Origin of the sequence: Azospirillum sp. (genome assembly GCF_035627195.1) — a bacterium.
In the GTDB taxonomy this organism is placed as follows: domain Bacteria; phylum Pseudomonadota; class Alphaproteobacteria; order Azospirillales; family Azospirillaceae; genus Azospirillum.
In genome coordinates, this window is the sequence record NZ_DASPMG010000037.1 from 26,350 (window position 1) to 52,535 (window position 26,186).

At 70.6% G+C, this 26,186-nt stretch carries 23 protein-coding genes; 9 read left to right on the forward strand and 14 right to left on the reverse strand.

Annotated features, from left to right (window positions below):
- Nucleotides 1-78: 78 nt before the first annotated feature.
- Nucleotides 79-1,188 (forward strand): glycosyltransferase family 4 protein, encoded by a 1,110-nt coding sequence (locus VED21_RS02665; RefSeq protein ID WP_324880762.1) that lies wholly within the window; start codon nucleotides 79-81, stop codon nucleotides 1,186-1,188.
- A gap of 9 nt (nucleotides 1,189-1,197) precedes the next feature.
- Here VED21_RS02665 and VED21_RS02670 read toward each other — a convergent pair whose 3' ends face one another.
- Entirely contained in the window at nucleotides 1,198-2,166 is a 969-nt protein-coding gene (locus VED21_RS02670; RefSeq protein ID WP_324880763.1) for a hypothetical protein, read from the reverse strand.
- 194 nt (nucleotides 2,167-2,360) lie between these two features.
- Here VED21_RS02670 and VED21_RS02675 point away from each other — a divergent pair, with 194 nt between their 5' ends.
- Nucleotides 2,361-4,160, forward strand: a complete 1,800-nt coding sequence (locus tag VED21_RS02675) for an acyl-CoA dehydrogenase (RefSeq protein WP_324880764.1) — start codon at nucleotides 2,361-2,363, stop codon at nucleotides 4,158-4,160.
- Nucleotides 4,161-4,262: 102 nt separating this feature from the next.
- On the opposite strand, the gene VED21_RS02680 is transcribed toward VED21_RS02675, so the two are convergent.
- The 12 genes from VED21_RS02680 to VED21_RS02735 all read right to left on the reverse strand — a co-directional run bounded on the left by VED21_RS02680 (nucleotide 4,263) and on the right by VED21_RS02735 (nucleotide 18,364).
- Nucleotides 4,263-5,933 carry an ATP-binding protein gene (locus tag VED21_RS02680; protein ID WP_324880765.1) on the reverse strand — a complete coding sequence of 557 codons (1,671 nt, stop codon included), beginning with the start codon at nucleotides 5,931-5,933 and terminating at the stop codon, nucleotides 4,263-4,265.
- Between the two features lie 99 nt (nucleotides 5,934-6,032).
- Entirely contained in the window at nucleotides 6,033-7,379 is a 1,347-nt protein-coding gene (gene glcF / locus VED21_RS02685) for a glycolate oxidase subunit GlcF (protein WP_324880766.1), read from the reverse strand.
- A 6-nt stretch (nucleotides 7,380-7,385) separates the two neighbouring features.
- Nucleotides 7,386-8,645 carry a glycolate oxidase subunit GlcE gene (gene glcE, locus VED21_RS02690; protein WP_324880767.1) on the reverse strand — a complete coding sequence of 420 codons (1,260 nt, stop codon included), beginning with the start codon at nucleotides 8,643-8,645 and terminating at the stop codon, nucleotides 7,386-7,388.
- A gap of 10 nt (nucleotides 8,646-8,655) precedes the next feature.
- Nucleotides 8,656-10,143 (reverse strand): FAD-linked oxidase C-terminal domain-containing protein, encoded by a 1,488-nt coding sequence (locus tag VED21_RS02695; RefSeq protein WP_324880768.1) that lies wholly within the window; start codon nucleotides 10,141-10,143, stop codon nucleotides 8,656-8,658.
- Between the two features lie 222 nt (nucleotides 10,144-10,365).
- Nucleotides 10,366-10,491 (reverse strand): type B 50S ribosomal protein L36, encoded by a 126-nt coding sequence (ykgO, locus tag VED21_RS02700; RefSeq protein ID WP_012973122.1) that lies wholly within the window; start codon nucleotides 10,489-10,491, stop codon nucleotides 10,366-10,368.
- Nucleotides 10,492-10,600: 109 nt separating this feature from the next.
- Complete coding sequence (locus tag VED21_RS02705; protein ID WP_324880769.1) at nucleotides 10,601-12,589, reverse strand: sensor histidine kinase; 1,989 nt, start codon at nucleotides 12,587-12,589, stop codon at nucleotides 10,601-10,603.
- A gap of 22 nt (nucleotides 12,590-12,611) precedes the next feature.
- Nucleotides 12,612-13,547, reverse strand: a complete 936-nt coding sequence (locus VED21_RS02710) for an SAM-dependent methyltransferase (RefSeq protein ID WP_324880770.1) — start codon at nucleotides 13,545-13,547, stop codon at nucleotides 12,612-12,614.
- Between the two features lie 87 nt (nucleotides 13,548-13,634).
- Nucleotides 13,635-14,573 carry a penicillin-insensitive murein endopeptidase gene (gene mepA / locus VED21_RS02715; protein WP_324880771.1) on the reverse strand — a complete coding sequence of 313 codons (939 nt, stop codon included), beginning with the start codon at nucleotides 14,571-14,573 and terminating at the stop codon, nucleotides 13,635-13,637.
- A gap of 110 nt (nucleotides 14,574-14,683) precedes the next feature.
- A complete protein-coding gene (locus tag VED21_RS02720; RefSeq protein ID WP_324880772.1) occupies nucleotides 14,684-15,820 on the reverse strand; it encodes an ABC transporter permease in 1,137 nt (378 codons plus the stop codon).
- The gene (locus VED21_RS02725) at nucleotides 15,817-16,758 is read right to left on the reverse strand and encodes an ABC transporter ATP-binding protein (protein ID WP_324880773.1); all 942 of its coding nucleotides are present in this window, start codon (nucleotides 16,756-16,758) and stop codon (nucleotides 15,817-15,819) included. Before VED21_RS02725 ends, VED21_RS02720 begins: the two co-directional genes overlap by 4 nt.
- Nucleotides 16,755-17,702: an HlyD family secretion protein gene (locus VED21_RS02730; protein WP_324880774.1), complete on the reverse strand. Its 948-nt coding sequence runs from the start codon at nucleotides 17,700-17,702 to the stop codon at nucleotides 16,755-16,757. Before VED21_RS02730 ends, VED21_RS02725 begins: the two co-directional genes overlap by 4 nt.
- Entirely contained in the window at nucleotides 17,699-18,364 is a 666-nt protein-coding gene (locus VED21_RS02735; protein ID WP_324880775.1) for a TetR/AcrR family transcriptional regulator, read from the reverse strand. The genes VED21_RS02730 and VED21_RS02735 overlap by 4 nt, the downstream gene beginning before the upstream one ends.
- A 375-nt stretch (nucleotides 18,365-18,739) precedes the next feature.
- Here VED21_RS02735 and nifA point away from each other — a divergent pair, with 375 nt between their 5' ends.
- Both nifA and VED21_RS02745 read left to right on the forward strand, forming a co-directional pair.
- Nucleotides 18,740-20,536, forward strand: coding sequence for a nif-specific transcriptional activator NifA (gene nifA, locus VED21_RS02740; protein ID WP_324880776.1), 1,797 nt, complete (start codon nucleotides 18,740-18,742; stop codon nucleotides 20,534-20,536).
- A gap of 126 nt (nucleotides 20,537-20,662) precedes the next feature.
- On the forward strand, nucleotides 20,663-21,556 hold the full coding sequence (locus tag VED21_RS02745; RefSeq protein ID WP_324880777.1) for an adenylate/guanylate cyclase domain-containing protein: 894 nt from the start codon (nucleotides 20,663-20,665) through the stop codon (nucleotides 21,554-21,556).
- A gap of 5 nt (nucleotides 21,557-21,561) precedes the next feature.
- Here the strand turns inward: VED21_RS02745 and VED21_RS02750 are convergent, their stop codons facing one another.
- Nucleotides 21,562-21,771 carry a DUF1127 domain-containing protein gene (locus VED21_RS02750; RefSeq protein ID WP_324880778.1) on the reverse strand — a complete coding sequence of 70 codons (210 nt, stop codon included), beginning with the start codon at nucleotides 21,769-21,771 and terminating at the stop codon, nucleotides 21,562-21,564.
- A gap of 108 nt (nucleotides 21,772-21,879) precedes the next feature.
- On the opposite strand from VED21_RS02750, the gene VED21_RS02755 reads away from it, so the two are divergent.
- The 5 genes from VED21_RS02755 to VED21_RS02775 all read left to right on the forward strand — a co-directional run bounded on the left by VED21_RS02755 (nucleotide 21,880) and on the right by VED21_RS02775 (nucleotide 26,181).
- On the forward strand, nucleotides 21,880-22,761 hold the full coding sequence (locus VED21_RS02755) for a LysR family transcriptional regulator (RefSeq protein WP_324880779.1): 882 nt from the start codon (nucleotides 21,880-21,882) through the stop codon (nucleotides 22,759-22,761).
- A gap of 162 nt (nucleotides 22,762-22,923) precedes the next feature.
- Nucleotides 22,924-24,471: a nitrogenase cofactor biosynthesis protein NifB gene (nifB, locus tag VED21_RS02760; protein WP_324880780.1), complete on the forward strand. Its 1,548-nt coding sequence runs from the start codon at nucleotides 22,924-22,926 to the stop codon at nucleotides 24,469-24,471.
- A gap of 67 nt (nucleotides 24,472-24,538) precedes the next feature.
- The gene (locus VED21_RS02765; protein ID WP_324880781.1) at nucleotides 24,539-24,730 is read left to right on the forward strand and encodes a 4Fe-4S dicluster domain-containing protein; all 192 of its coding nucleotides are present in this window, start codon (nucleotides 24,539-24,541) and stop codon (nucleotides 24,728-24,730) included.
- A 159-nt stretch (nucleotides 24,731-24,889) separates the two neighbouring features.
- Complete coding sequence (locus VED21_RS02770; RefSeq protein ID WP_324880782.1) at nucleotides 24,890-25,402, forward strand: hypothetical protein; 513 nt, start codon at nucleotides 24,890-24,892, stop codon at nucleotides 25,400-25,402.
- Nucleotides 25,399-26,181: a 4Fe4S-binding leucine-rich repeat protein gene (locus VED21_RS02775; RefSeq protein WP_324880783.1), complete on the forward strand. Its 783-nt coding sequence runs from the start codon at nucleotides 25,399-25,401 to the stop codon at nucleotides 26,179-26,181. Before VED21_RS02770 ends, VED21_RS02775 begins: the two co-directional genes overlap by 4 nt.
- The last annotated feature ends 5 nt before the right edge of the window (nucleotides 26,182-26,186 follow it).

Below are 26,186 nucleotides of genomic sequence, written 5' to 3' on the forward strand. Positions count from 1 at the left end.
CCGGTGCCGATGGACCCGGAGGCGTTCCAGGGCGTAGACTGGCGGCCGACCACCACAAAAACGACCGCGATGGCCCCGATGCGTCTCGCCTTCCTCGACTCCATGGGCTGGAACTACACGCCCGACAGCGCCTATGAACGCCCCATGGGCGGCACGCAATCGGCCCTGTGCTACCTCACCGAACGGCTCGCGGCCTCCGGCCACGAGGTGACGCTGCTGAACGGCGTGACCAGTCCGACCACGGCGCGCGGCGTGCGCATTCTGCCGACCACCGACCAGCAGATCGGCTTCCTGGAAACGGTGGACGCGCTGGTCGTGGCGGGGGGCTGCACCAGCCACGTGGCCGGCGTGCTGCGCCGCGCCACCGCCGTCGGCAAGCTCATCCTGTGGACCGGCCACGCCACGAACGAGCCGGCGATGGCCGACCTCGCCAATCCCGCCACGCGCGACCTGTTCGACACCTACGTCTTCGTCAGCAACTGGCAGAAGAACCGCTACCAGGACGTGTTCGGCATCCCGGCCGACCGTTCGGTGGTGCTGCGCAACGCCATCGCGCCGGCCTTCGAGAATCTGTTCCCGGCCGGCACGGCGGTGTTCGACCCGCGCCCCTGGCCGCCGGTTCTGGCCTACACCAGCACGCCCTACCGGGGCTTGAACGTCCTGCTGGGCGGCTTCCCGTTTGTCCGGGAGGAGGTTCCAGGGACGACGCTCAAGGTCTTCTCCAGCATGGCCGGCTATGAAAGCACCCCGGCGGCCGACGACCCCTTCACCAACCTGTACGACCAGGCGCGCCGGACGGAAGGGGTGGAGTACGTGGGCGCCGTACCGCAGCCCCGTCTGGCCGAGGAGTTGAAGAAGGTCAGCGTCCTGGCCTACTCCAACACCTTCGAGGAGACGTCCTGCATCGCGGTGATGGAGGCGATGGCGGCCGGCTGCCTGATCGCCACCTGCGGCCGCGCCGCCCTGCCGGAGACGCTGGCCGGCTTCGGCGTGACCCTGCCGCCGGAGGCGGACGTCAACATCTTCGCCACGAACTACGCGCAGATGCTGGTTTGGCTGCTGCCGCGTCTGGTGGCCGAGCGCCCGGCCTTCGAGGACCGGCTGCGCCGGCAGGTCGACCACGTCAACGCCACCGGCACCTGGACGGTGCGCGCCAAGGAGTGGGAGGCGTTTCTGGCGGGGCGCTAACCGCGCCCCTTACGCCGCTTGGCCCAGCATCGGCTTCAGCCCCAGGCCGAGGCCGGTGGCCTCGGTCTGCTCGCTGCGGATCGGCTGGTCGCGCATGCGGCGTTCGTCCTTGTCGCCGGTCGCCTTGTTGTCGTCCCGGCCCGATTCGTCCGGCGTCTCCAGCGCGTTCAGCGCCAGCACCTGATAGATCGACAGCGGGTTGGCGACGTTCGGCGTCTTCGGACCCCAGCTCGGCACCTGGGTGGTGAAGCCGTCCGGCATGTCCTGCCGGCGCACGCGCTCCACCGCGTTGGTGGTGGCGGGCAGGAAGCCCTGCCCCGTTTCCTCGAACTTGCTCGCGAAGCGGTCGTAGATCTCCTTCAGGGTCTTGCCGCGGCCGGTCTCCTTGTCGAAGAACACCGCCTTGTTGGCGGAGGCCGCTTCCGGGAACAGCTCGCGCGCCTGCCGGTTCGGGTCGTCCTTCATGGCGTTGAGGAACTTCGCCCCGCCGTGCGCGCCCAGGAAGTGGGCGAGGTACAGCTCGGTCGAGCCGACGCGGCTGTTGGTGTTCTCCTCCAGGTGTTCCTTGTTGTCGCGCGTGAACTCCGCCGCCATCAGCGCGGAGATCTGCGGGTCCTTGCGCAGGTCGAGGATCTTCTGCTTCATCTCCGGATCGGCGACGTAGGGCCGGCCGTCGGCCCGCGTCTGGATGGCGCCGGCGTACTGGCCCAGGCCGTGCGCCGCGCCATGCTCCTTCACCGTGTTCAGCCATGTCGAGTCGATGAACTGGTAGAGGCCGGTGGCCGAGGAGGTCGACGCCTTCACGTCGGTGCGGAACCCGCTCTCCACGGCAGCCTTTTCCATGAGGTAGGCAAAATCGACCCCCGTCTTGGCGCTGGCGTTGCGCACGGCGGCTTCCACGTTGGCCGGCCCGCGCGGCGCCTGGGCGCGCTGGACGGCGGTTTCGGCCTGATGGGCAAGGGCGGAGGCGAAGGTCATGGCGGCAATTCCTGCGGCGGTTCGCCAGGGATATTGCAAGGCCGATGCCAACCGCGCCCGGCACAGCTTGCCGCAGGCGCATACGGTGCGGAATGGTCCGTCTCGCCAGCCGCCGCCGGGCGCGCTATCTTGCCTGCCCAAGCTCGCTTGCCAAGAACAACCGCCCCTGCTGCCTACGGGAGGGCTCGAACCCAATGACCGCCTACACCGCCCCCGTCGCCGACCTGCGTTTCCTGCTGCACGAGGTGGTCGGCCTCGACCGCGTCGCCGAACTGCCGGGCCAGGAATCCGCCGCGCCCGACCTGGTCGACGCCGTGCTGGAGGAAGCCGGCAAGTTCGCCGCCGGCGCGCTCGCCCCGCTCAACACGGTGGGCGACAAGGAAGGCTCGGTGCTGGAGAACGGCGTGGTGCGCACGCCTACCGGCTGGAAGGACGCCTACCGCCAGTTCATCGACGCCGGCTGGAACAGCCTGCCCTTCGATCCCCAATTCGGCGGCCAGGGCCTGCCGTGGACGGTGGCCTTCGCGGTCAACGAGATGTGGCAGGGCTCCAACCTGTCGTTCGGCCTGTGCCCGCTGCTGACCCAGGGTGCCATCGACCTGCTGGCCGAGCACGCCAGCGCCGAGCAGAAGGCGTTGTACCTGCCCAAGATGGTGTCCGGCGAATGGACCGGCACCATGAACCTGACCGAGCCGCAGGCCGGCTCCGACCTCGCGGCCGTGCGCACCCGCGCCGTGCGCGCCGACGACGGCACCTACCGCGTCACGGGGCAGAAGATCTTCATCACCTACGGCGAGCACGACCTGACGGACAACATCGTCCACCTCGTGCTGGCCCGCCTGCCGGACGCGCCGGCCGGCATCAAGGGCATCAGCCTGTTCATCGTGCCGAAGTTCCTGCCGAAGGAAGACGGCACGCCGGGCGAGCGCAACGACCTGCGCTGCGCCAGCCTGGAGCACAAGCTGGGCATCCACGCCAGCCCGACGGCCGTCATGGCCTACGGCGACAACGGCGGTGCCGTCGGCTTCCTCGTGGGCGAGGAGAACCGCGGCATCGAGTACATGTTCACCATGATGAACAACGCCCGCCTCAGCGTCGGCATCCAGGGCGTGGCGATCGCCGAGCGCGCCTACCAGCAGGCCCGCGACTACGCCCGCGACCGTGTGCAGAGCAAGGACGTGGCCGACGCCAAGGGCCAGCCGGTGGCCATCATCCGCCACCCGGACGTCCGCCGCATGCTGCTGGACATGCGTGCCAAGACGGCGGCCGCGCGCGCCCTGGCGCTCTACGCCGGCACGCAACTCGACACCTCGCGCCTGCACGCGGACACGGCGGCGCGCAAGGCGGCGACCGCGCGCGTCGACATCCTGACGCCGATCGTCAAGGCGTGGTCCACCGACATCGGCTGCGACGTCGCCTCCACCGGCGTGCAGATCCACGGCGGCATGGGCTTCATCGAGGAGACGGGGGCCGCCCAGCACTACCGCGACGCCCGCATCACGCCGATCTACGAGGGCACCAACGGCATCCACGGCAACGACCTGACCTTCCGCAAGGTCGGCCGCGACGGCGGCGAGGCCGCGCGCGCCTTCATTGCCGAGATGCGCGACACGGTGAAGGAACTGGAAGCCGCCCCCGGCGACGACATGGAGGCGATCCGCACCAACCTCGCGGCCGGCCTCGACGCGCTGGACCAGGCGACGGCCTGGATGGTGACGACGCAGAAGGAAGGCGACCTGCACGCGGCCGCCGCCGGTGCGGTGAACTACCTGCGCCTGTGGGGCACGGTGGCCGGCGGCTGGATGATGGCGCGCGCGGCGGCCAAAGCGCTGGAAGGCATGCGCCAGCCCGGCTCCAACGCGGCGTTCCTGGAGGCCAAGCTGGTGACGGCGCGCTTCTACGCCGAACAGATCCTGCCCGCCGCACCGGGCCTGCTGATCCCGATCCTGACCGCCAAGCGCACGGTGATGGCGCTCGGCGAGGATCAGTTCTGAGAAAACGCCCGACGTTGGGTTTTCGCTGACGCTCAACCCAACCTACGACTGAACCGTAGGTTGGGTTGAGGCGAAAGCCAAAGACCCAACGTCACCGCCCCCTCACTCCCGCACCCCCACCAGCCCCGTTTCCATCGCCTCGGCCGCCTTCATGGCCAGCATCTGGGCGGTGAAGGGCTTGCTCAGCAGCATCACGCCGGGGTCCAGCGTGCCGTTGTGCACGATGGCGTTGCGCGTGTAGCCGGAAACGAACAGCACCTTCAGTCCCGGCCGTTCCGCCTGAATCGCCTCGGCCAGCTGCCGGCCGTTCATGCCCGGCAATCCGACGTCGGTCAGCAGCAGGTCCACCGTCGGCAGCCGTGCGAACAGCGCCAGCGCCGCCGGGCCGTCGGCCGCCTCGTGCACCGTGTAGCCGATGCGGCGCAGCGTCTCGACCATGAAGGCGCGCACGAGGTCCTCGTCCTCCACCACCACGACCGTCGCCCCGCCGGCCGGAGCCGCGGCCGGGGTCGGGGCCGCAACCTCCGTCAACGGCAGCGCGCCCGCCATGGCGCGCGGCAGGTAGAGCTTCACGGTCGTGCCCTGGCCGGGCTCGCTGTAGATCTTCACGTGGCCGCCCGACTGGCGCACGAAGCCGTACACCATGGACAGGCCCAGGCCGGTGCCCTGCCCGACCCCCTTCGTCGTGAAGAACGGCTCGAAGGCGCGGGCCTGCACGTCGGGCGGCATGCCGGCGCCGGTGTCGGTGACGGCCACCAGCACGTACTGCCCTGGCGTCACCTCGGCGTGCGCCGCGGCGTAGATCTCGTCCAGGTGGGTGTTGGCCGTCTCGATGGTCAGCTTGCCGCCGCCCGGCATGGCGTCGCGGGCGTTGACGGCGAGGTTGAGCAGCGCGTTCTCCAGCTGGTTGGCGTCGGCCTGCGCCCGCCACAGCCCGCCGGCCAGAACGGTTTCCACCTCGATCGCCTCGCCCAGGGTCCGGCGCAGCATCTCGCCGGTGTCGGCGACCAGCTTGTTGACGTCCAGCACGCTGGGCGACAGCGGCTGGCGCCGCGCAAAGGCCAGCAGGCGCTGCGTCAGCACCGCCGCGCGCTCCGCCGCCTGCCGCATGGCGTCGAGCTGGCGGTGGGTGCGCGCGTCCGCGTCGCCCATCCGCTCCAAGAGCGAGGTGACGTTGCCCAGGATGGGGGTGAGCAGGTTGTTGAAGTCGTGCGCGATGCCGCCGGTCAGTTGGCCCACCGCCTCCATCTTCTGCACCTGGCGCAGCGACGCCTCGGCCTGCTCGCGCGCCTCGATTTCGGCGCGCAGGCTGTCGTTGGCGGCGGCCAGCTCCGCCGTGCGCTCGGTTACGCGGTGCTCCAACGTGCGGCTCAGCTCTTCCAGGCGGCGGCGCTCGACGCGCAGTTGGGCGACCGCGGTGCGCAGAGCATGGGTGATGCCGCAGATGAAGACACCGACGCCCGCGAAGAACAGCAGCGATGCGGCGTCCGCCCCGGAATGGATGGCGAAGCTGTAGGTGGGCGCGAAGATTGCGAACCACGCGCCGATCGTTCCCAGGGCGACGGCCAGCAGGCCCGGCCCGAGCCCGCCCACCAGCGCCACGACGATCACCACCGGAACCAGCGTGATGAACTGGACCCCGGTCAGGATCGGGTCGAGCGCGACGCGCGCCACCACGCCCAGCGCCGCCAGCGCGATGGCGAGCACATAGGCCGCCGGGGAACCCGGCGGGATCCGTGGGTCGTCGGCGACCAAGCGGTCGATCCAGGGCATCAGGTCGTCCAGGAGTGTCTGCGGACACCCCAACTGAACCGTAGCGATCCGCTACCGTCAACGCCCTTTCCGGCAACCCTTACCTTCGCAATATAGTCCCTACTCCGCGGCCTGCGCCGGGGCCGGACGCGCCGGTTTGCGGGCGAAGGCCGGCCGGCCGTGCAGCGCGTCGGGCAGCGGGCCGCCGGTCGCCCAGTCCAGCAGCTCCACCGTGTGGACGATGGGGATGCCGGTGCCGGTGGCGATCTGCGTGATGCAGCCGAGATTGCCAGCGGAGACCGCATCCGGCTTCGTGCTCTCGATGTTGCGGACCTTGCGGTCGCGCAACTGCACGGCGATGTCAGGGTGCAGGATGTTGTAGGTGCCGGCCGAGCCGCAGCAGATGTGCGCCTCCGGGATCTCGCGCACCTCGAACCCGGCGGCGCGCAGCAGGTCGCGCGGCGGGTTCTTGATGCGCTGGCCGTGCTGCATGGAGCAGGCGGAGTGGTAGGCGATGGCCTGCCCCGTCTCCACCACCGGCGCCATCAGCCCCAGTTCCGCCAGGAACTCCGTCACGTCGCGGGCCAGCGACGCCACGCGCGCGGCGCGCGGCTGCCACTGCGGATCGGCGGCGAACATGTGGCCGTAGTCCTTGATCGTGGTGCCGCAGCCGGACGCGTTGATGATGATGGCGTCCAGCCCCTCGCCCTCGATCTCCCTGGTCCAGGCGGCGATGGTGCGGCGCGCCGTGTCGCGCGCCATGTCGTCCTTGCCCATGTGGTGGGTCAGCGCCCCGCAGCAGTCCGCCCCCTTGGCCACCACCACGTCCACGCCGTGGCGGGTCAGCAGCCGCACGGTGGCGTCGTTGATCTGCGGCGCCAGCACCTGCTGCGCGCAGCCCAGCAGCAGCGCCACGCGCTTCTTGCGCGGCCCTTCGGACGGGTAGACGCCGGGCCGGTCCATGTGGCTGGGTCCCGGCACGCCGCGCTTGGGCAGCAGCTTCAGCATGGAGCGCAGCGCCTTCGGCATCAGGTCGGCGAAGGGCTTGGCCATGGCGCCGCCCAGCAATGCCAGCCGGAACAGCCGCGGGTTGGGCAGCACGCGCGCCAGCAGGTCGCGCAACGCGCGCTCGTACGCGGGCCGGGTGTGCAGGTCCTCGATGCGGGCGCGGGCGTTGTCGACCAGGTGCATGTAGTCGACGCCCGACGGGCAGGTCGTCATGCAGGACAGGCAGGTGAGGCAGCGGTCGATGTGCTTCACCGTGTTGGGCGACGGCGTGCCGCCGCGCTCCAGCATGTCCTTGATCTGGTAGATGCGGCCGCGCGGGCTGTCCAGCTCGTCGCCCAGCAGCACGTAGGTCGGGCAGGTCGCCGTGCAGAAGCCGCAGTGCACGCACTTGCGCAGGATCCGCTCGGCCTCCGCGACGTCGGCCTTGGCGAGCTGGTCGAGGGTGAAGTTGGTCTGCATGGTTCCCTACACCCCCGCGTAGATGCGGCCGGGGTTGAACAGGCGCCGGGGGTCGAAGCTCTCCTTCACCCGCGCGGCGAGGTCGGCCAGCGGCCGGGGCTGCGGGTGGAAGACGTCGACGGTGGCGCGGATGTGGTCGGGCGCGCGCACCAGCGTGGCGTGCCCGCCGGCGAAGCCCATGGCGGCGCGCAGGGTGCGCGCGTCGGCCGTCGCCACGGTCGCCAGCCAGATCAGGCCGCCACCCCAGTCGAAGTAGAACTCCGCCTCGCCGCCCAGCGCCATGACGATCTCCTCCGCCACCCGGGCACCCGTGGCGGGCGGCACCGACAGCTTCCAGATCAGCCGCTCGGCAAGGCCATTGCCCCCTCCCCGACCCTCCCCCGCCATGGCAGGGGAGGGAGAAAAGAAGGTCACGTCGCGGACCTCGCGCCACAGCGCCAGCGACTCGTCGCGGTCCAGCACCGCGTCGGCGCCCAGTTCCTCGCGCAGCGCCGCGACGCGCGCCGCCACCGACGGGCCGAAGCCCTCCAGCCGCACCGCCGTGACGCCCGCGTGCGCGCCGGCCACCGCCGTGACCGCCGAGCGGCCGGCCACCGGCCCCGGCAGGTGCGCCGCACCCGACACCTCGTGCGGGCTCTGCAGCGCGCGGGTCAGCGCGCGCAGGGCGTCGGCGGCGTCGCGGCCGGCCAGGATCAGCGTGCGCGTGTCCTCGGGTGCGGGCAGCACCTTCACCGTCACCTCGGTCAGCGCGCTCAGCGTCCCCATGGAGCCGGCCATCAGCTTCGGCACGTCGTAGCCGGTGACGTTCTTCACCACCTTGCCGCCGGCCCGGAACACCTCGCCACGGCCCGACACCGCCTCGAATCCCAGGAAGTGGTCGCGGGCCGATCCCGCCTGGATGCGCCTTGGGCCCGCCAGCGCGCTGGCCAGCAGCCCGCCCATGGTGCCGCCGCCCGGTGCTTGGCCGAACAGCGGGCCCAGGTCCTGCGGCTCGAAGGCGAGGTGCTGGTGGCGTTCCGCCAGCATGGGCAGGATCGTGGACAGCGGCGTGCCGGCCTGCACGGTCAGCACCAGCTCGTCCGGTTCATAGGCGACGACGCCCGACAGGGCGGAGAGGTCGAGCGCGTAGCCCGCCTGCACCGGCCGCCCCAGGCCGCGCTTGCTGCCCTGCCCCAGCAGTTCCAGCGGCTCCCCGGCGCTCAGCGCCCAAGTGACGGTGTCGGCGAGCTGCGCCGACGTGTCCGGCTTGAAGGTGGTGATGCTCACGGACGGCCCCTCAAAACCGCGGGATGTCGGGGAACGGCAGCTTGCCGGCGGAAACGTGCAGGCGGCCCAGCTCGGCGCAGCGGTGCAGTTCCGGGAACACCTTGCCGGGGTTCAGCAGGCCGTCGGGGTCGAAGGCGCACTTCAGGCGCTGCTGCTGCTTCAGGTCGGTGTCGGTGAACTGGTGCACCATCAGGTCGCGCTTCTCCACCCCCACCCCGTGCTCGCCGGTCAGCACGCCGCCGACCTCGACGCACAGCTTCAGGATGTCGGCGCCGAACGCCTCCGCCGCCTCCAATTCGCCGGGCTTGTTGGCGTCGAACAGGATCAGCGGGTGCAGGTTGCCGTCGCCTGCGTGGAAGACGTTGGCGACGCGCAGCCCGTACTTCGCCGACATCTCCGTCATGCGCTGCAGCACCAGCGGCAGCGCCTTGCGCGGGATGGTGCCGTCCATGCACAGGTAGTCGGGGCTGATGCGGCCCACCGCCGGGAAGGCCGCCTTGCGGCCGGCCCAGAACACCAGCCGCTCCTCCTCGCTGTTGGAGATGCGGGCGTAGACGGCGCCCTTCCCCTTGGCGATCGCGTCGACCCGCTCGATCAGGTGGTCCACCTCGGCCGGCGGGCCGTCCAGCTCGACGATCAGCAGCGCCTCGACGTCCAGCGGGTAATCCGCGTGCACGAAGTCCTCGGCGGCGTGGATGGCCGGGCGGTCCATCATCTCCATGCCGCCGGGAATGATACCGGCGGCGATGATGGCGGCCACGCAGTCGCCCGCCTGCTCGTTGGTGGGGAAGCCCAGCAGAACGGCGCGCGCGGTGGCCGGCTTCTTCAGGATGCGCACGGTCACCTCGGTGACCACGCCCAGGAGGCCTTCGGACCCGGTGATGATCCCCATCAGGTCGTAGCCGCCGGCGTCCAGGTGCTTGCCGCCGAATCGCACGACGGTGCCGTCCATCAGCACCATCTCCACGCCCAGCACGTTGTTGGTGGTCAGCCCGTATTTCAGGCAGTGGACGCCGCCGGAGTTCTCGGCCACGTTGCCGCCGATGGTGCAGGCGATCTGGCTGGACGGGTCGGGCGCGTAGTAGAAGCCCTCGTGCGCCACGGCGGTGGAGATCCCCAGGTTGGTGACACCCGGCTGCGCCACGACGCAGCGGTTGTCGTAGTCGATCTCCAGGATCCGGTTGAACTTGCCCAGGCCCAGCAGCACGCCGTCGGCCAGCGGCAGGGCGCCACCGGACAGCGAGGTCCCGGCGCCGCGCGGCACCACCTTGACGCCCATCTCCTTGCAGGTCTTGAGCACCTCGCTCACCTGCTGCGTCGTGCTGGGCAGGACGACGACGAGCGGCGGCTGGCGGTAGGCGGTCACGCCATCGCTCTCGTACGCGCGCAGTTCCGATTCGTCGACGATGACGCCTTCGCCGGGCACGATGGCGCGCAGGCGTTCGATGATCTCGCGGCGGCGGGAAATCACGCCGGTGTCGGGTGCGGGCATCTTCATGCCGGCTCGCTCCTCCCCCAGGGACCGCCCTCGACCCGGGGCGTTCTGGGGTTAAGCGGTATCACCACGCCGCCCTGCGGGCAAGTGGTATTACCAATCATCCGGGATTGGCGGACCCGTGACAATGCAGGGCGTGAAAAAGCGAAAACCGCGCCGGAAGACCGGCGCGGCCGAACAAGCCCTGCGACGTGGCGCGGCCGGACGAACCGGCCGCCGGCCGACTCAGCCCTGGCGGGCCTTGAAGCGCGGGTTCTGCTTGTTGATGACGTAGACCCGGCCCTTGCGGCGGATCACGCGGCAGGCCTTGTGGCGCGTCTTCATCGACTTGAGGGAGTTCACGATCTTCATGGCAGCAATTCCTGGTGCAGGTCGGCGGCGTGTTCGTTAGGGCGCGGACCATAGTGGCGCGGTTGCGGCCTGTCAACCCAAAGCGGCGCGGCCGGGTGCCCGGTGCGGATCAAAGGAGCGCGGGCGCCTGGGCGGCTCCGGGAACGGTCCCGGCAAGGGGGCCGGCAAGAGGAACGGTGAGCAGGAACATGGCCCCGCCGCCCGGCCGCGGCCGGTATTCGGCGGTTCCGCCGTGCAGCTGGGCGATCGTCTTGACGAGGTGCAGGCCGATTCCCGTGCCGGGGGCGCCGCCGTTCCCGGTGCCGCGGAAGTACTTCTCGAAGATGCGCTCGGCCTCGTCGGCGGGCACGCCCGGCCCGCGGTCGGCCACCGTGAAGACGATGGAGCCGCCCTCGCGCCGCGCCGCCACCTCGATCGGGCCGCCCTCGTGGGCATAGCGGCGGGCGTTGTCGACCAACGCGTCCAGCGCGATTCCCAGCAGCTTCGGGTCGGCGACCGCCTCCGTCGGCAGGTCGCGGGAGTCGACGGCCAGGGGATCCCCGCCGTTGCCGCGGTGCCGCTCGGCCACGCGTTCGATCAGCTTGGCCGGGGCGAACGGCACGAGGTTGGCCGAGAGCCGCTCGTCCCGCTCGCCGGTCAGGCAGGTTTCGATCAGGTCGACGACGCGGCGCACCGATTGGCGGATGACCGTGATCCGGCTGCCGATCTCCTCCCGCCCCACGTCCACCAGCCGTTCCAGGACCTGTGCCGCGCTGTCGATGACGGCCAGCGGGGTCTTGAACTCGTGCGTCGCCATGTCGAGGAAGGTGCGCAGGTGCTGGCGCAGCCGCTGTTCCTCGGCCAGCGCCCGTTCCAGCTCGCGGGTGCGCTCCGCCACCCGCTCCTCCAGCCGGCCGTTGGCGTCCCGCAGGGCGCGGGCGAGGCGCCCGCGCTGGACGTACAGGACGAGGATGAGGGCAAGCGCCACGCTCAGCACGCCGATGAACGTCAGCGCCCCCACCGTTTCGCGGAAATAGGTCTCGAACAGGGACGGCCGGCGGAAGCGGACGTCCGCGTCGGGCGGCAGCGTGCCCTCGTCGATGCCCCAGCGGCGCAGCTGCCGCCAGTCGACGACCGCCCGCGTGGAGTAGGGACGCTCGCCCGCCGCCGCCGCGGCCGGGCTCCCGGCCAGCAGGTTCATGGCCGCGCGGATCGCGACGCGCCCGGCGATGCGCGGGTCGTTGACGTAGCCGCCGATGACGCCGGTGCCGATGCTGTCCTCGAACAGCACGTAGACCGGGGCGGAGGACGCCTTCGCCACGCGGGCCGCCACGGCGTCGGGCCGCACGTGCCGCCCGGCGCCGTCGATGGACACGTGGGTGTAGAGGACGATGGAGTCGCGCGGCAGCGTCGCCAGCGCGCCGTCCAGTTCCTCCAGGCGGAAGTTGTGGAGATGCTCCACCCGGACGGCGCGGTCCAGCCGTTCGGCGAAGGCCGCCCGGATGACGCCGGCCAAATGGTGGGACAGCGGGCTGTCGTCGGAGACGATGACCACCTTGCGCGCGTCGGGCCAATGGGACAACGCCATGTCCACCGTCTGGTGGATGTGCGGGCCCGTGGTCACCCGCACGGTCACGCTCCGGGCGGCATCCCCCAGGCTGTTGAAGTTGGGCACGATCCCGACCAGCGGCGCGCCCCCGAAGACGCGCGCCCCATGTTCGGCGGCGAAGCGGATGGCGGGGGGACCGTCGGCGATGATCACCTTGGGCGGGGCACCCCGGTACTTCGTCGCCAGGAACGCCGCCCATTCCTCGTCGCTGGGCGTTTCGGGCAGCCGGGCGCGGTTCAGGAACTCGAAGTCGAGGTTGACGGTCTTTCCGGCCGCGGTCAGCTCGTCGTCGATGGCGCCGGACATCGCCTCCGTCCAGCGGATGGTCGGCCCGGTGGACGACAGGAACAGGACGTTGTCGCCGGTCGCCCGGTCGGGCACCCAGCCGTCCGCCGACGCGGTGCCCGGACCGGTCGCCAGGGCAGCCCCCAGAACGGCCCCCAAAACGGTGAGCGCAACGGCGGCCGGCCGCCATGGCGCCGCCATGCGGCGCGAAATGCGAGGCGTCATGAAGGGCACCGGGGGTATTCGCTCACTCCGGCGGCTTCAGCGCGTAGAAGCGGTAGCAGCGCAGGCCGCCTTCCAGGGCGCCGACACGGCGCACCCACAGCTCCACCTCGTCCATCACGGCCAGCTTGGTGGCGTGGTCCATGGAGTGCTGCTCCAGGTATTGCACGAACGCCTGGATGGCGGTGAGGGTCAGGTGGCGGTGGGTGTCGGTGATGTCCTCGGCGATGCGCAGGTCCAGGTTGCGCTGGGCGAAGCCGTTCTGCATCTGCTCCAGCGTCCACAGGTGCGGTTCCTGCGGCTCCTTGGCGGCCCAACCCTTCAGCCCGGCCGGGTCGGTGCCCGGCGTGATGATGTAGTCGGTCATCAGGATGTGGCCGCGCGGCTTCAGGGCCATCTCGATGCCGTCGAACATCTGGTCCTTGTCGCGCAGGGTGAACATCCCCTCCTTGTAGACGATGGCGTCCACGCGCTTGGGCCAAGTGAAATGCTCGGGGTCGTAGGTCTCGATGGGCGCCTTCTTCTCCAGCCCTTCCTGGAAGGAGCGCTGCATCCCCTCCTTGGCCAGCAGCTCCGACGCCTCCAGCCCGGTCACCCAGCAGCCGTACTTGGACGCCATGGTGCGGCTCGTCCCGCCCAGGCCGGCGGACAGGTCCAGCACGCTCATGGCCGGGTTCAGGCCCATCGGCTTGACGAGGTAGGGGACGTGGTCCGAACCGCCGGGCGTGTTGAAGCCGCGGCCCCACAGCTTCTCTGCCACCTCGATGCGGGTGGCGGTCCACAACGGCTTGCCCCAGCGGTTCATGCCGGGATCGGGCGCCTTGTGCGTCGGCTGGGGGGCGTGCTCCTCCCCGCCCTTCCCGCGCTTGCGGCCGGACAGGTCATAGCCTTCCCACCAGGCCTGGAAGCGCGTCTTCAGGCTGAGGTGCGGGGCTTCCCCCGGGTCCTTCTTCTCGCTCATCGCCGCACGCGCCCGTCCTTCGGTCGGACCTTCCGGCCTACGCCGGTATTCCGGCAAGCATGCTGCCCCGCCCTGGTTAAGCTCCCGTTAATCGTTATCGCCGATCCGCAGGACGTCGGCGGAGGCCATGCGCGTGCCGGCGCGCAGCACGGCGGTGCAGGCGGCGGGCAGGCGCGGGCTGGGCGGGCGGGCCTTCTCGGGCGGGATCTCGCGCGCCGGCACGGCCTTGCGCAGCCACGACTCCAGCTCCTCGCCGCAGCCGTCGCCGGGCGGCAGCTCGCGCTGCGGCTCGCACTGCGGGCTGCCGGGCGGGCAGTCCAGGCGGACGTGCATGTGGCCGTCATGCCCGTGCCAGGGGCGCACCTTGTTCAGCCACGCGCGGTCCGGCCAGTTGCGCTCGCACAGCGCCGCCTTGATGGCCGGGTTGACGAAGATGCGGTTCACCCGCAGGTCGCTGGCGGCGATGCGGACCATCTCCGACTGCTTGGCCGACCACTGCGGCGTCACCTGCTCGCGGTCGTAGTCGACGTACTTGATCTCGTCCAGGCTTTCGCGGGCGTTGCGGCCCATGGGCGGCAGGTCGAGGCGCAGCCAGACGTCGGCGTCCAGCCCGCTCTGGTGGCTGGCGTGGCCGAAGCGCATGGGGCCGCCGCGCGGCTGCGCCATGTCGGCGATCAGCGCGGTGCCCAGGCCCGCCCCCGCCACCTTGCGCCCGAAGTCGCGCAGGTAGTCGACCAGCACGGGATGGCCGTAGTTGCGGTGGCGCGACAGGCGGATGACCTGATAGCCCGTCCCCTCGCCCGCCAGCGGCACGCCGCCGGCAAGGCAGCCCGACGCGTAGCCGCCGATGGCCTGGGCCGGTCCGCCGGACGGGCCGCTCGCGGTGCTCCAGGCGATGGGGCTGGGTCCCGGCGGCGCCTTGTCCTTGCGCGCCTTGGTGGCGGCGTCCGCCCCCGCGGCCGCCCCCATCACCGTCAGGGCCATAGCCCCCGCCACCGCCACGCCGAACAGCCCGCGCCGCATCATCCGACCCCCACCGCGCCCGATGCCGGTCATTTAACCCTGACGTTCGTTAAGGAATGGTAGCGCGCGCAAGGGTGGAATCGACGCAGCCCGTTCGTCCATTGAAACCCCAATCAATCGAGGGTCTGGCGGTACCGCTTGAGCGCCACCACCGTGACGACGACCAGAAAAGCCGCCAGCGGCCAGATCTCGCCCATGATGTCCGCCAGTCCCGAGCCTTTGAGCAAAATGCCGCGCACGATGCGCAGGAAGTGGGTGAGCGGCAGAACCTCGCCGATCGCCTGCGCCCATTCGGGCATACCACGGAATGGGAACATGAAGCCGGACAGAAGCATGGATGGCAGGAAGAAGAAGAACGACATCTGCATCGCCTGCAGCTGGTTCTTCGCCACCGTGGAGAAGGTGAAGCCCACCGCCAAGTTGGCGGCGATGAACAGGATCATCACCACCGACAAGAGGAACAGGCTGCCGACGATGGGCACGCCGAACAGCAGCTTCGCCGACAGCACGATGATCACCACCTGCACGTAGCCGACGAGGATGAAGGGGATGATCTTGCCCAGCATCACCTCGAACGGACGGACAGGCATGGCCAGCAGGTTCTCCATGGTGCCGCGCTCGCGCTCCCGCGTCACGGCCAGCGCCGTCATCATCACCATGGTCATGGTCAGGATGGTGCCCATCAGCCCCGGCACCACGTTGTACTGCGTCAACCCCTCCGGGTTGTAGCGGCGGTGGATGCGCAGCTCGACCGGGTCGGGCGTCGCGCGCAGGTGGGCCAGCGGCCCGGTCAGCTCGGGATCGAGCGCCTGCCGGGCGATGGTGGTGAGCGCCGCCAGCGCGTTGGAGGTGGCCGCCGGGTCGGTGGCGTCCGCCTCCACCAGCAGCACCGGCCGCCCGCCGCGCTGCAGGTCGCGGGCGAAACCCGGCGGGATGGTGACGGCGAACTGCACCGCACCGGTCGCCAGCATCTCGTCCAGCTCCGCCTCGCTGCCGGCGCTGCGCGCCACGTCGAAGTAGCGCGAGTTGACCATGGCGGCGACGATGGCGCGCGAGAAGGCGCTCTCGTCGGCGGCCAGCACGGCGGTCGGCAGCCGCTTGGGGTCGGAATTGATGGCGTAGCCGAACAGCACCAGTTGCATGATCGGCACGCCGACCATCATGGCGAAGGTCAGCCGGTCGCGCCGCATCTGGATGAACTCCTTGACCATCACGGCCAGGAAGCGGCGGAAGGAGAAGCGACCCGTCATCGGAAGTTGTCCGTGCTGCGGTTCATCAGATGGATGAACACGTCCTCCAGCGTCGGCCCGGTCGGCTCCACGCGCACGTCCGCGCGCCCCGCCCATGGCGCCAGCGCTTCGTCCAGGGCCGCGCGGTCGGTGCCGCTGACGTGCAGGCGGGTGCCGAAGGCGGCGACCATCTCCACGCCCGGCCGGCCCTCCAGCTCCGCCGCCACGCGGCCCAGGTGCGGGGCGGACACTGCCACCGTGTGCAGGCCCGATCCCGCCACCACCTCGTCCACCGTGCCGTGGGTCATCAGCTTGCCGTAGGCAAGGTAGGCGATCTGGTGGCAGCGCTCCGCCTCGTCCATGTAGTGGGTGCTGACCAGCACGGTCAGCCCGGTCTCGGCCAGCGCGTGGATCTCGTCCCAGAACTCGCGCCGGGCCTTGGGGTCCACGCCGGCCGTCGGCTCGTCGAGCAGCAGCAGCCTGGGCTCGTGCAGGATGCAGGCGGCGAGCGCCAAACGCTGCTTCCAGCCGCCCGACAGCTCCCCCGCCAGCTGCGCCTGCCGCTCGGCGAGGCCCAGGCGGTCGAGCGCGTCGCCCACCCGCCGCCTGCGGTCGGGCAGGCCGTACATGCGGGCGACGAAGTCCAGGTTCTCGCGGATGCTGAGATCCTCCCAGAAGCTGAACTTCTGCGTCATATAGCCGACCTGCCGCTTGATGGCCGCACTCTGCGTGCGGATGTCGAGGCCGAGGCACGTCCCCTCCCCCGCATCGGGGGTGAGCAGGCCGCACAGCATGCGGATGGTCGTCGTCTTGCCGCTGCCGTTGGGGCCGAGGAAGCCGTAGATCTCCCCGCGCTCCACGCGGATGGAGAAGCCGTCCACCACCGTCTTCGCGCCGAACCGCTTGACGAGGCCGCGCACGTCGATGACGGGATCGGAACCGGCGGCCTCGGCTGTCATCGCGGCAGCTCCACATCCACCGGCAGCCCCGGATTGAGCCGGGCCGGCCCCTCCGGCGCCGCCTCGATGCGAAAGACCAGCTTGGCCCGGCTCTGCACGCTGTAGATCACCGGCGGCGTGTATTCCGCGCGCGGGCTGACGTAGCGCACGCGCGCCACGAGGTCCGCCGGGCAGCCGTCGCAGCGCAGGCGCAGCGCGTCGCCCGGCCGGATGCCGCTCATCAGCGGCTCCGGCACGTAGGCGATCACCTTCACCCGCCCCGGCGGCAGCAGCGACACGATGGGGGAGCCGGCCGGCACCCATTCGCCGGGGTTGTACAGCGTGTCCTCCACCAGCGCGTCTTCCGGCGCCGCGGGCGCCATGTCGGCCAGCCGCTGGTCCTGCTGCGCCAGCGCCGCGGCGGCCATGGATACGGCGTCCTCGGCGGCGCGCAGCTGGTCGGGCCGGGCCGGCAGGTTGCTCACCGCCAGCTGCGCCGTCAGTTCGGCCAGCCGGGCGCGGTCGCGCTCGAACGCGCTGCGCGCCGCGTCCAGCTTGTCGGGGGAGGTCACGCGGCGGGCGACCAGCGCCTCCTGCCGCTTCAGCTCGGCGTGCGAGTAGGCCAGCGCGGCTTCCGCCTGCGCCTGCTGCGCGGCGACCACCGCCAGCTCCTCCGGCCGCTTGCCCTTGGTCAGGTCGGCCAGCAGTGCCTGCGCCTGCGCCAGCGCCGCCGCCAGCCGCTCGCGCTCCGCCCTGGCGGCGGTCAGGTCCATGGCGAACAGCGGCTCGCCGCGCGCCACCGTCCGGCCGCGCGCCACGGACAGCGTCTGCAGCGTGCCGGCCACCGGCGGCGCGATGCGCAGGTATTCCCCTTCCACATAGCCCTGCGCCACGCGCACTTCCGGCGCGGCGCCGAAACCCAGCATCACGGCCAGCGCGGCCAGCGTGTCGGCAAACCAGCTCATGACGCGCCTCCCTCCGGCGCCAGCGCGCGCCGCAGATGGTCGATGTGCGTGCGCATCAGCCCCTCCGCGTCCAGCGGCCCGCCCGCCACCGGCTCGAAAGAGGTGCGCCACAGCGCCACCATCAGCATGGGCGCCACGACTAGACGCACCGTGTGGCCCACGTCCATGGCGCGGAACTCGCCGCGCGCCACGCCGCGCTCCAGCACCGCGCCGATCACGCGGAAGGCGCGGGCGATGACCGTCTCGTAATAGAAGCGCGCCAGCTCGGGGAAGTTGCCGGCCTCGGCGATCATCAGCTTCGGGATGGCGCCGACGCGCGTCGCCATCACCTTGCCGGCGATGCCCAGCAGCAGCCGCTCCAGGATCTCCATGGAGGAGCCGGGGAACTCCGCCAGCAGCCGTTCCGCCATCTCCAGGTTGGGCAGGATGGCCGAGCGGACCACCGCCTTGAACAGCTCCTCCTTGTTCGGGAAGTAGAGGTAGAGCGTGCCCTTGCTCACCCCGGCGCGGGCGGCCACGTCCTCCAGCCGGGCGGCGGCGAAGCCGCGTTCGGCGAAGACGTCCAGCGCGGCGTCGACGATCTCCTGCGGGCGCGCTTCCTTGCGGCGGCGCCAGCGTGGCAACGGCGTGTCGGATGGATCGGAGGACGGGTCGGCGGCCATGAAGCGGCCCCTTTGATGACTGACCGGTCAGTTATTAACACGAGATCCCCGTCGGCGGCAATGGTTTTCCGCCGACCGCTTTTGCACAAAGAGGCGGCACAGTGATGCTGCAAAAGGCACTCGTTGAAGTATTCGCGTGCACCCGGCAAAAGCACTTGCGTTACGGCGCAAGCTCTCCAACACTACGGCCATCCGCCCCCCCGCCACGGAGAGGGCGCCATCCGGATCCCGGACCGGCCTTGCGGCCACAACACAGGGACCAGAGCACGGCGGATACTCAAGGAGGAAAAGCGACAGGCCGGTGCAGGGGCGCACAAGCGCATCCGGCATCAAGGTTGCATGGGCACGGTTGCTGAAGGAAGGGGACCACAGGACATGGCTGGGCGCCACCCCACGTCGAATCTGGAACTGCTGGCCATCTACGAGGTGAGCAAGATCCTCGGGTCGTCGCTCGACCTGCAGCAGACGTTGCGCGAGGTTCTGCGCCTTCTGTCCTATCAGCTGCAAATGCACCGCGGCCGCGTGTTCCTGCTGGGCGACGACAACGTGCTGCGCATGGTCGCCGCCAACGGCCTGTCGCCCGAACAGATCGGCCAGGCCGAGTTCCGCGAGGGCGAAGGCATCATCGGCCGCATCCTGAAGACCGGCATGCCCGCCGTCATCGACAACCTTGCCGAGGAGCCGCTGTTCCTCAACCGCACCAGCGGGCGGGAGGACCTGGACGAGGTGGTGGCCTCCCTGGTCGGCGTGCCCATCAAGGTGGCGGGCACCATCATCGGCGTGCTGACCATCGACCGCATCAGCGACGAAGGGCCGACCACCCACTTCGGCAACGACGTGCGCTTCCTCACCATGGTCGCCAACCTCATCGGCCAGACCGTGCGCCTGCACCGCACGGTGGCGGAGGAGCGGCGCTACATGATGCGCGAGACCTTCCGCCTGCAGAAGGAACTGAAGCAGCCGGAACCCATCGCCGACATCGTCTGCACCAGCCCCAACATGGCCGAGGTGCTGGCCCAGGTGCACCGCGTGGCGCCCTTCAAGTCGACCGTGCTGATCCGCGGCGAGAGCGGCACCGGCAAGGAGCTGATCGCCCGCGCCATCCACAACCTGTCGCCCCGCAAGGACAACCCCTTCATCCGCGTCAACTGCGCCGCCCTGCCGGAAACGCTGCTGGAATCGGAACTGTTCGGCCACGAGAAGGGATCCTTCACCGGCGCCCAGAAGGACCACAAGGGCCGGTTCGAGTTGGCGTCCGGCGGCACCCTGTTCCTGGACGAGATCGGCGACATCTCCCCCAACTTCCAGGCCAAGCTGCTGCGCGTCCTCCAGGAGCAGGAATTCGAGCGGGTCGGCGGGTCGAAGACCATCAAGACCGACGTCCGCCTGATCTGCGCCACCAACCTGAACCTGGAAGAGGCGGTCGGGCATGGCAAGTTCCGCGCCGACCTCTACTTCCGCATCAATGTGGTCAGCATCTTCCTGCCGCCCCTGCGCGAACGCCGCGGCGACGTCGAGCCGCTGGCCCGCCACTTCGTCGCCAAGTTCAACAAGGACAACGGGCTGAGCCTCGCCCTGTCCGACGACGCGCTCGACGTGCTGAACCGCTGCCCCTGGCCCGGCAACGTGCGCGAGCTGGAGAACTGCGTGGAGCGCGCGGCGACGCAGAGCCGTGACGGCGTGATCCGCGGCTCCGACCTCAGCTGCGCGCTGAACCTCTGCAACTCCTCGATCCTCTTCCAGTACCAGACGGCCGGAACGTCGGTGGGCGGGCTGGCTCCGGCGGTGTCGAACCGCCCCACCGCCTCGGCATCGCCGCCCAAGCTGCCGCCGATCCTGCCGGCCTCGGGGGCCGCGTCCGCCTGCTCGTCGTGCGCCGCGGCGCCACCGCAGCCGCCCGTGGCGGCGGCCCCGCCGCCCCCGCCCGTGCCGATGCCGGCACCGCCGATGCCGGCCCACTCCGCCCCCGCCCACGCGGATGCGGAGCCCGCCGGCCACGGCGGCGACGCGATGCTGGACGAGCCGGACTCCGGCCCGCTGCGCGACCGGCTGATCTGGGCCATGGAGCGCACAGGCTGGGTCCAGGCCAAGGCCGCTCGCCTGCTCGGCATGACCACGCGCCAGGTGAGCTACGCCCTGCGCAAGTACAACATCGAGATCAAGCGGTTCTGAGTTCGGCGCCCCGGTGGCTTCCGGCATCTCCCTCCGGGTGACCGCACATAGCCGGATGTGGTATGAACGAACGGGCGGCTGCGGCCGGGCCGCCCCTTCCCCACCGGCCGACGCGGCGCGCACCCGATGGAAAAGCCTCTCGCCGTCCTGTTCGTCGACATCGCGGACTCGACGCAGCTCTACGAGCGGATCGGCAACGTCCGCGCGGCGGCGCTGGCCGAGGCGACGCTGCTGCATCTGCGCCGCTGCATCGAACAGAACGCCGGCTGGGTGGTGAAGATGCTGGGCGACGGGCTGCTGGCCGCCTTCCCCACCGCCGACGACGCCTGCCGGGCCGCCAGCACCATGATGGAATGCCAGGCGAACTTCGGCCTCCAGCTGCGCATCGGCATCAACTACGGCAACGTCGTGCAGGGCACCGGCGATCTCTACGGCGACGCCTGCAACGTCGCGGCGCGGGTCGAGGCGCTGGCCCGCCCCGGCGAGGTCCTGGCTACGGAGGATTTCGTCCAGCGCCTGTCGGCCGACCTGCGCAAACGCACCAAGCTGTTGAGCAATGTCGCGGTGAAGGGCAAGACCGCGCCGGTGCGCATCCACGAGGTACGCGGCCACGACGTCGCCGACGACGCCATCGAAAGCACGACCATCGCTTTCTCATTAAGCGACCTGAAGGCCCAGGCGGCCGGCACGCTGACCCTGCACCTGACCTACCAGCAGCGGTGCATCACGCTGAATCGCCACAACCCGCGCCTCTCCGTCGGGCGGGACGAGGCGAGCGGCCTGCGCGTGCTGTCGCGCCAGTGCTCGCGCCAGCACGGCCTGTTCGACTTCAGCCGCGAGAGCTTCATCATCACCGACCATTCCACCAACGGCACCTTCGTGCGCCCGGGGGAGTCGCCGCCCATGGTGCTGCGCCGCGATTCCGCCAAGCTGGTCGGCAGCGGCCTGATCGGCTTCGGCGCCATCCCGCAGGACGAGGCGCAGGATCACGTCGCCGCCTTCCGCGTCGAGCTGGCGTAGGCGCGCTATCGCCGCCAGAACGGCTTGGCGCTTTCCCGTTCCGCGTCTTCGCGGGAAAGGCCGAGGTCGCGCAGCAGGTGATCGTCCAGCGCCGCCAGCGCCCGCCGCTGCCGCCGGCGCCCGATCCAGGCCGCCAGAAGCCCCAGCACCCCGCCCCGTTCCCACCGCGCGGCCCGCTGCGGGCGGCGCGGGCTGACCGACGACGTTCCGTACACGACACGCTCCTTTTGTCGGGTTGTGTCCAGTCAGGTTGCCGCCCGCCTGTCCATAAGGCAAATTTGGTTTTCTGGCACATGCCATAAGCGTTCCTTTGAGATGCCCCCATGCGCAACCTGAACCCCGACCAGCTCCGCACCTTCCTCACGGTGGTCGACCTCGGCAGCTTTTCGGCCGCCGCGCGGCGGCTCAACCTCACGCAGCCGGCGGTCAGCCTGCAGCTGCGCGAACTGGAAGCGCGCCTGGGCGTGCCGCTGCTCGACCGCATGGGGCGGCGCGCCGTGCCGACGCCGGCCGGCGAGACGCTGGTCGTCCATGCCCGCCGCATCACGGCGGAGATCGACGCCGCGCTGGAGGCGATCCGCCGTCATCGCGACGGCGCGCTGGGCCGCGTGCGGCTGGGCTCGGGCGCGTCCATCGCCGCCTACCTGCTGCCGCGCGTGCTGAAGACGCTGCGCGACCGCCGTCCGGACCTGGAAGTGGTGGTCCGCGTCGGCACCGCCGACACCATCGTGCGCGGCCTGCTGGCCGGCGACTTCGACCTCGCCGTCCTCACCCTGCCGGTGGACGAGCGCGGCCTCACGGTGGAGCCGCTGCGCACCGACCCGCTGGTCGCCGTCTTCCCGGCCGGCGCGGACGTGCCCGACGCGGTGACCCCGGCCGACCTCGCGCGATTCCCCCTCATCCTCGACGAACGGCCGACGCGCCAGCGCGCCCACACGCTGGCGTGGCTGCAGACCGGCGGCATCACGGCGCATCCCGTCATGGAGCTGGGCAGCAACGACGCGGTGCGCGCCATGGTGGCGGCCGGGATGGGGGCATCGGTCATGACGGCGGACACCGTCGCCGACCTGGGCGCGCGCGTAGTCACCCGCCCGCTGGACCCGCCGGTGCTGCGCCGGATCGCCATCGGCCAGCGGCACGGCCAGCCCGACGACCCCGCCCTGCGCCTGCTGCGCGAGGCGCTGCGCACGCTCGCAACGTCCTGATTCCCGTGTCATGTCCCCGACAGATTCGGGGCTTTGTCGCATAGCCGACAGGGGGACGCGGCCCCGACAATCACCGCAATCCGTTGAAAATAAACGCAATCATCAACTGGCATGCGCCTTGCTCAAGCCTATCCGACCGACGCACGCTGGAAGGAGTGGGTGATGGGCAACGTGATCAAGCTGGACGGCATTCTCGGGGTGGGTGAGCTGAAGGCGGCCACCGACGCGCCGCCGGCATCGGGCTGCACCTCCTCGGCCTGCGGCTCCTCCGACGGGCCGGCCGACATGGCGCCGGAGGTGTGGGAGAAGGTCAAGAATCACCCGTGCTACAGCGAAGAGGCGCACCACTACTTCGCCCGCATGCACGTCGCCGTGGCGCCGGCCTGCAACATCCAGTGCAACTACTGCAACCGCAAGTACGACTGTTCGAACGAAAGCCGCCCCGGCGTGGTGTCGGAGAAGCTGACGCCCGAGCAGGCCGTGAAAAAGGTCCTGGCGGTGGCGCAGGAGATCCCGCAGCTCTCCGTCATCGGCATCGCCGGCCCCGGCGATTCCCTGGCCGCCGGCGGCAAGAACAGCTTCGCGACGTTCGAGATGCTGTCGAAGCTGGCGCCCGACCTGAAGCTGTGCATCTCCACCAACGGCCTGGCCCTGCCCGACCACGTGGAGCGGCTGAAGAACTACAACGTCGACCACGTGACGATCACCATCAACATGGTCGACCCGGAGGTGGGCGAGCGGATCTACCCCTGGATCTTCCACAACCACAAGCGCTGGACCGGCCGCGACGCCGCCAAGATCCTGCACGAGCGGCAGATGCTGGGCCTGGAGATGCTGACCTCGGCCGGTATCCTGGCCAAGATCAACTCGGTCATGATCCCCGGCATCAACGACGAGCACCTGATGGAGGTGAACGCGCAGGTGAAGAAGCGCGGCGCCTTCCTGCACAACATCATGCCGCTGATCTCCGACCCGGCGCACGGCACCCACTTCGGCCTGACCGGCCAGCGCGGCCCCACCGCGCAGGAGCTGAAGGTCCTGCAGGACAAGTGCGAGGGCGGGGCCAAGCTGATGCGCCACTGCCGCCAGTGCCGCGCCGACGCCGTCGGCCTGCTGGGCGAGGACCGCGGCGACGAGTTCACCATCGACCGCATCGAGGCGATGGAGGTCTCGACCGACGACGCCGTCCGCAAGACCTACCGCGAGCACGTCGAATCCGAGCGCGCCAAGCGCGCCGAATCGAAGGAAGCGGCGCGCGCCGAGGTGGCCGAGACGGTCAGCGCCGAGGTGAAGCCGATCCTCGTCGCCGTCGCCACCAAGGGCGGCGAGCGCATCAACGAGCACTTCGGCCACGCCCGGGAATTCCAGATCTACGAGGTCGGTCACGCTGGCGCCAAGTTCGTCGGCCACCGCCGGGTCGAGCAGTACTGCGAGGGCGGTTCGGGCGACGACGACGCGCTGTCCACCGTGCTGGCGGCCATCAACGACTGCGCGGCGGTGTTCGTCGCCAAGATCGGCGGCTGCCCGAAGAAGACCCTGGAAGCGGCGGGCATCGAGCCGGTTGATTCCTATGCCTTCGAATACATCGAAGAGTCGGCATTGACCTACTTCAAGGCGTACGCCGAGCGGGTGTCGCAAGGTCTGGCCCCGAACGGGGTGACCCGCGACGCCGTGATCCGCCCGGCCGAGCCGGCGGCGTTGCGCGCGTAACCCTTTCCGTCCACCGGCCCCGGCGCGGGCCAACACACAGCCCAACACACAGCAAGGAGCGAGTCCCATGGCTTACAAGATCAAGTCCGCCGAGTGCACCGTGTGCGGCGCCTGCGAGGCCGAGTGCCCGAACCTGGCCATCAGCCTGAAGAAGGGCACCTACATCATCGACCCGGCCAAGTGCACGGAATGCGAAGGCCAGTTCGACAGCCCGCAGTGCGCCGCGGTGTGCCCGGCCGACTGCTGCGTGCCCGCCTGAATGCCGGCCGTGCGATCCCCCTTCGCACGGCCCACGGCTGGCGGATCGGCGATCCGCTGAGAGCCGGGGTGAGGGGGCCGCGGTCTGGTACGCCGCGCCCTGCATGTCCTCCTCATCCCGGCCCTCTCGCTTCCCTCCCTTCTGCGATGAGGCAAGTCCATGCTGGCGGAGCTGGACGAAAGCTGGATCGAACGCCGTTACTACGGCGGCGACCTGCCCGCGGAAGCGGAACGGTGCCTGCATCTGGCCGCCGCCAGCTATGCCGACACCGGCGCGGCGGCCGCCCACCTCGCCCGCGCGGCCGAGCTGGCCCCCGGCCACCGCCTCGTCGACCTCGGCCACTACAAGTTCCACTTCTACAAGGCCAACCTGGACGCCGCCCTGGCGTACGGCGAGCGCATGGTCGGCCACGCGCTGGCCCTGCTGGGCCGCAACGACGCCGACTGGCGCACGGTGACGCGCGACAGCGCCGACTTCGCCAGCCTCGACACGCCGCCGCGCTTCTTCCTCTTCGCGCTGACCGCGGTGGGCTACCTGCTGCTGCGCCTGGGCCGGATCGAGGAGGGGCGCGAGGCGCTGGGCAAGGTCCTGGCCCTCGACACCGCCAACCGCATGGGGGCCGACCGGCTGCTCGCCGTCGCCGACCGCGCCGGGCGGGAGGAGGAGGAATGACCGACATCGACGCCGCGATCGACTGGCTGGGCCGTCCCGTCGCCTGCGGCGGCTGCGCCCACGAGGACCGCCTCTCCAGTCGGTCCGATGCCACTGGACGCTGCGAACCGCTGCGCGCCTGCGTGCACGACCGTTACGCCCGCCGCGTCCAGCGCTTCTTCGACTGGAACCCGGACCTCGCCGCCGAATACCTCGACCACCCCTACTTCGAGGTGCGGGCCCTGGCCGCGCGCTGCGCGCCGATCTTCCTCATCACCCGCCTGATGGAGGATCCGGACGAGACGGTGCGCGCCAGCGTGGCGCGCCGCCTGCCGCGCCGGCTGCTGCTGCGCATGCGCTCCGACCCCGACCGCGAGGTGCGCATCGCCGTCTGCGTGCGGCTGGAGGACGGCGATCTGGCGCCCATGATGCGCGACCCTGACTATTCCGTGCGGCTGCGCGTCGCGCGGCGCGTGCCGGAAGGCATGCTGCCGGCGATGATGCACGACGACGACCCGGAGGTGCGCCTGGACGTGGCGCGCCGCATCGGCCCCGACTGGCTGGCCAGCATGGCCTGGGACGACAGCCCGCGCGTGCGCATGGAGGTGGCCCGTCGCCTGCCGCCGGAGAAGCTGGCGCCGCTGGCGCGCGATGCCGACTGGTGCGTGCGCTTCGTCGTCGCCAGCCGCATCGCCCCCGAAGACCTGGAGCCGCTGGCCCACGACCCCGTGGACGAGGTGCGCCAGGTCGCCCGCGACCGTCTCGCCGGCCTGACGCCGGCGGTCCTTCCCGATGCATGAGGTGA

What these genes read in the sequence shown, in the direction of transcription:
- VED21_RS02665 (WP_324880762.1), top strand. Translation starts at nt 79, where the DNA reads ATGCGTCTCGCCTTCCTCGACTCCATGGGCTGGAACTACACGCCCGAC.
- VED21_RS02670 (WP_324880763.1), bottom strand. Translation starts at nt 2,166, where the DNA reads ATGACCTTCGCCTCCGCCCTTGCCCATCAGGCCGAAACCGCCGTCCAG.
- VED21_RS02675 (WP_324880764.1), top strand. Translation starts at nt 2,361, where the DNA reads ATGACCGCCTACACCGCCCCCGTCGCCGACCTGCGTTTCCTGCTGCAC.
- VED21_RS02680 (WP_324880765.1), bottom strand. Translation starts at nt 5,933, where the DNA reads ATGCCCTGGATCGACCGCTTGGTCGCCGACGACCCACGGATCCCGCCG.
- glcF (WP_324880766.1), bottom strand. Translation starts at nt 7,379, where the DNA reads ATGCAGACCAACTTCACCCTCGACCAGCTCGCCAAGGCCGACGTCGCG.
- VED21_RS02695 (WP_324880768.1), bottom strand. Translation starts at nt 10,143, where the DNA reads ATGAAGATGCCCGCACCCGACACCGGCGTGATTTCCCGCCGCCGCGAG.
- ykgO (WP_012973122.1), bottom strand. Translation starts at nt 10,491, where the DNA reads ATGAAGATCGTGAACTCCCTCAAGTCGATGAAGACGCGCCACAAGGCC.
- VED21_RS02705 (WP_324880769.1), bottom strand. Translation starts at nt 12,589, where the DNA reads ATGACGCCTCGCATTTCGCGCCGCATGGCGGCGCCATGGCGGCCGGCC.
- VED21_RS02710 (WP_324880770.1), bottom strand. Translation starts at nt 13,547, where the DNA reads ATGAGCGAGAAGAAGGACCCGGGGGAAGCCCCGCACCTCAGCCTGAAG.
- mepA (WP_324880771.1), bottom strand. Translation starts at nt 14,573, where the DNA reads ATGATGCGGCGCGGGCTGTTCGGCGTGGCGGTGGCGGGGGCTATGGCC.
- VED21_RS02720 (WP_324880772.1), bottom strand. Translation starts at nt 15,820, where the DNA reads ATGACGGGTCGCTTCTCCTTCCGCCGCTTCCTGGCCGTGATGGTCAAG.
- VED21_RS02725 (WP_324880773.1), bottom strand. Translation starts at nt 16,758, where the DNA reads ATGACAGCCGAGGCCGCCGGTTCCGATCCCGTCATCGACGTGCGCGGC.
- VED21_RS02730 (WP_324880774.1), bottom strand. Translation starts at nt 17,702, where the DNA reads ATGAGCTGGTTTGCCGACACGCTGGCCGCGCTGGCCGTGATGCTGGGT.
- VED21_RS02735 (WP_324880775.1), bottom strand. Translation starts at nt 18,364, where the DNA reads ATGGCCGCCGACCCGTCCTCCGATCCATCCGACACGCCGTTGCCACGC.
- nifA (WP_324880776.1), top strand. Translation starts at nt 18,740, where the DNA reads ATGGCTGGGCGCCACCCCACGTCGAATCTGGAACTGCTGGCCATCTAC.
- VED21_RS02745 (WP_324880777.1), top strand. Translation starts at nt 20,663, where the DNA reads ATGGAAAAGCCTCTCGCCGTCCTGTTCGTCGACATCGCGGACTCGACG.
- VED21_RS02755 (WP_324880779.1), top strand. Translation starts at nt 21,880, where the DNA reads ATGCGCAACCTGAACCCCGACCAGCTCCGCACCTTCCTCACGGTGGTC.
- nifB (WP_324880780.1), top strand. Translation starts at nt 22,924, where the DNA reads ATGGGCAACGTGATCAAGCTGGACGGCATTCTCGGGGTGGGTGAGCTG.
- VED21_RS02765 (WP_324880781.1), top strand. Translation starts at nt 24,539, where the DNA reads ATGGCTTACAAGATCAAGTCCGCCGAGTGCACCGTGTGCGGCGCCTGC.
- VED21_RS02770 (WP_324880782.1), top strand. Translation starts at nt 24,890, where the DNA reads ATGCTGGCGGAGCTGGACGAAAGCTGGATCGAACGCCGTTACTACGGC.
- VED21_RS02775 (WP_324880783.1), top strand. Translation starts at nt 25,399, where the DNA reads ATGACCGACATCGACGCCGCGATCGACTGGCTGGGCCGTCCCGTCGCC.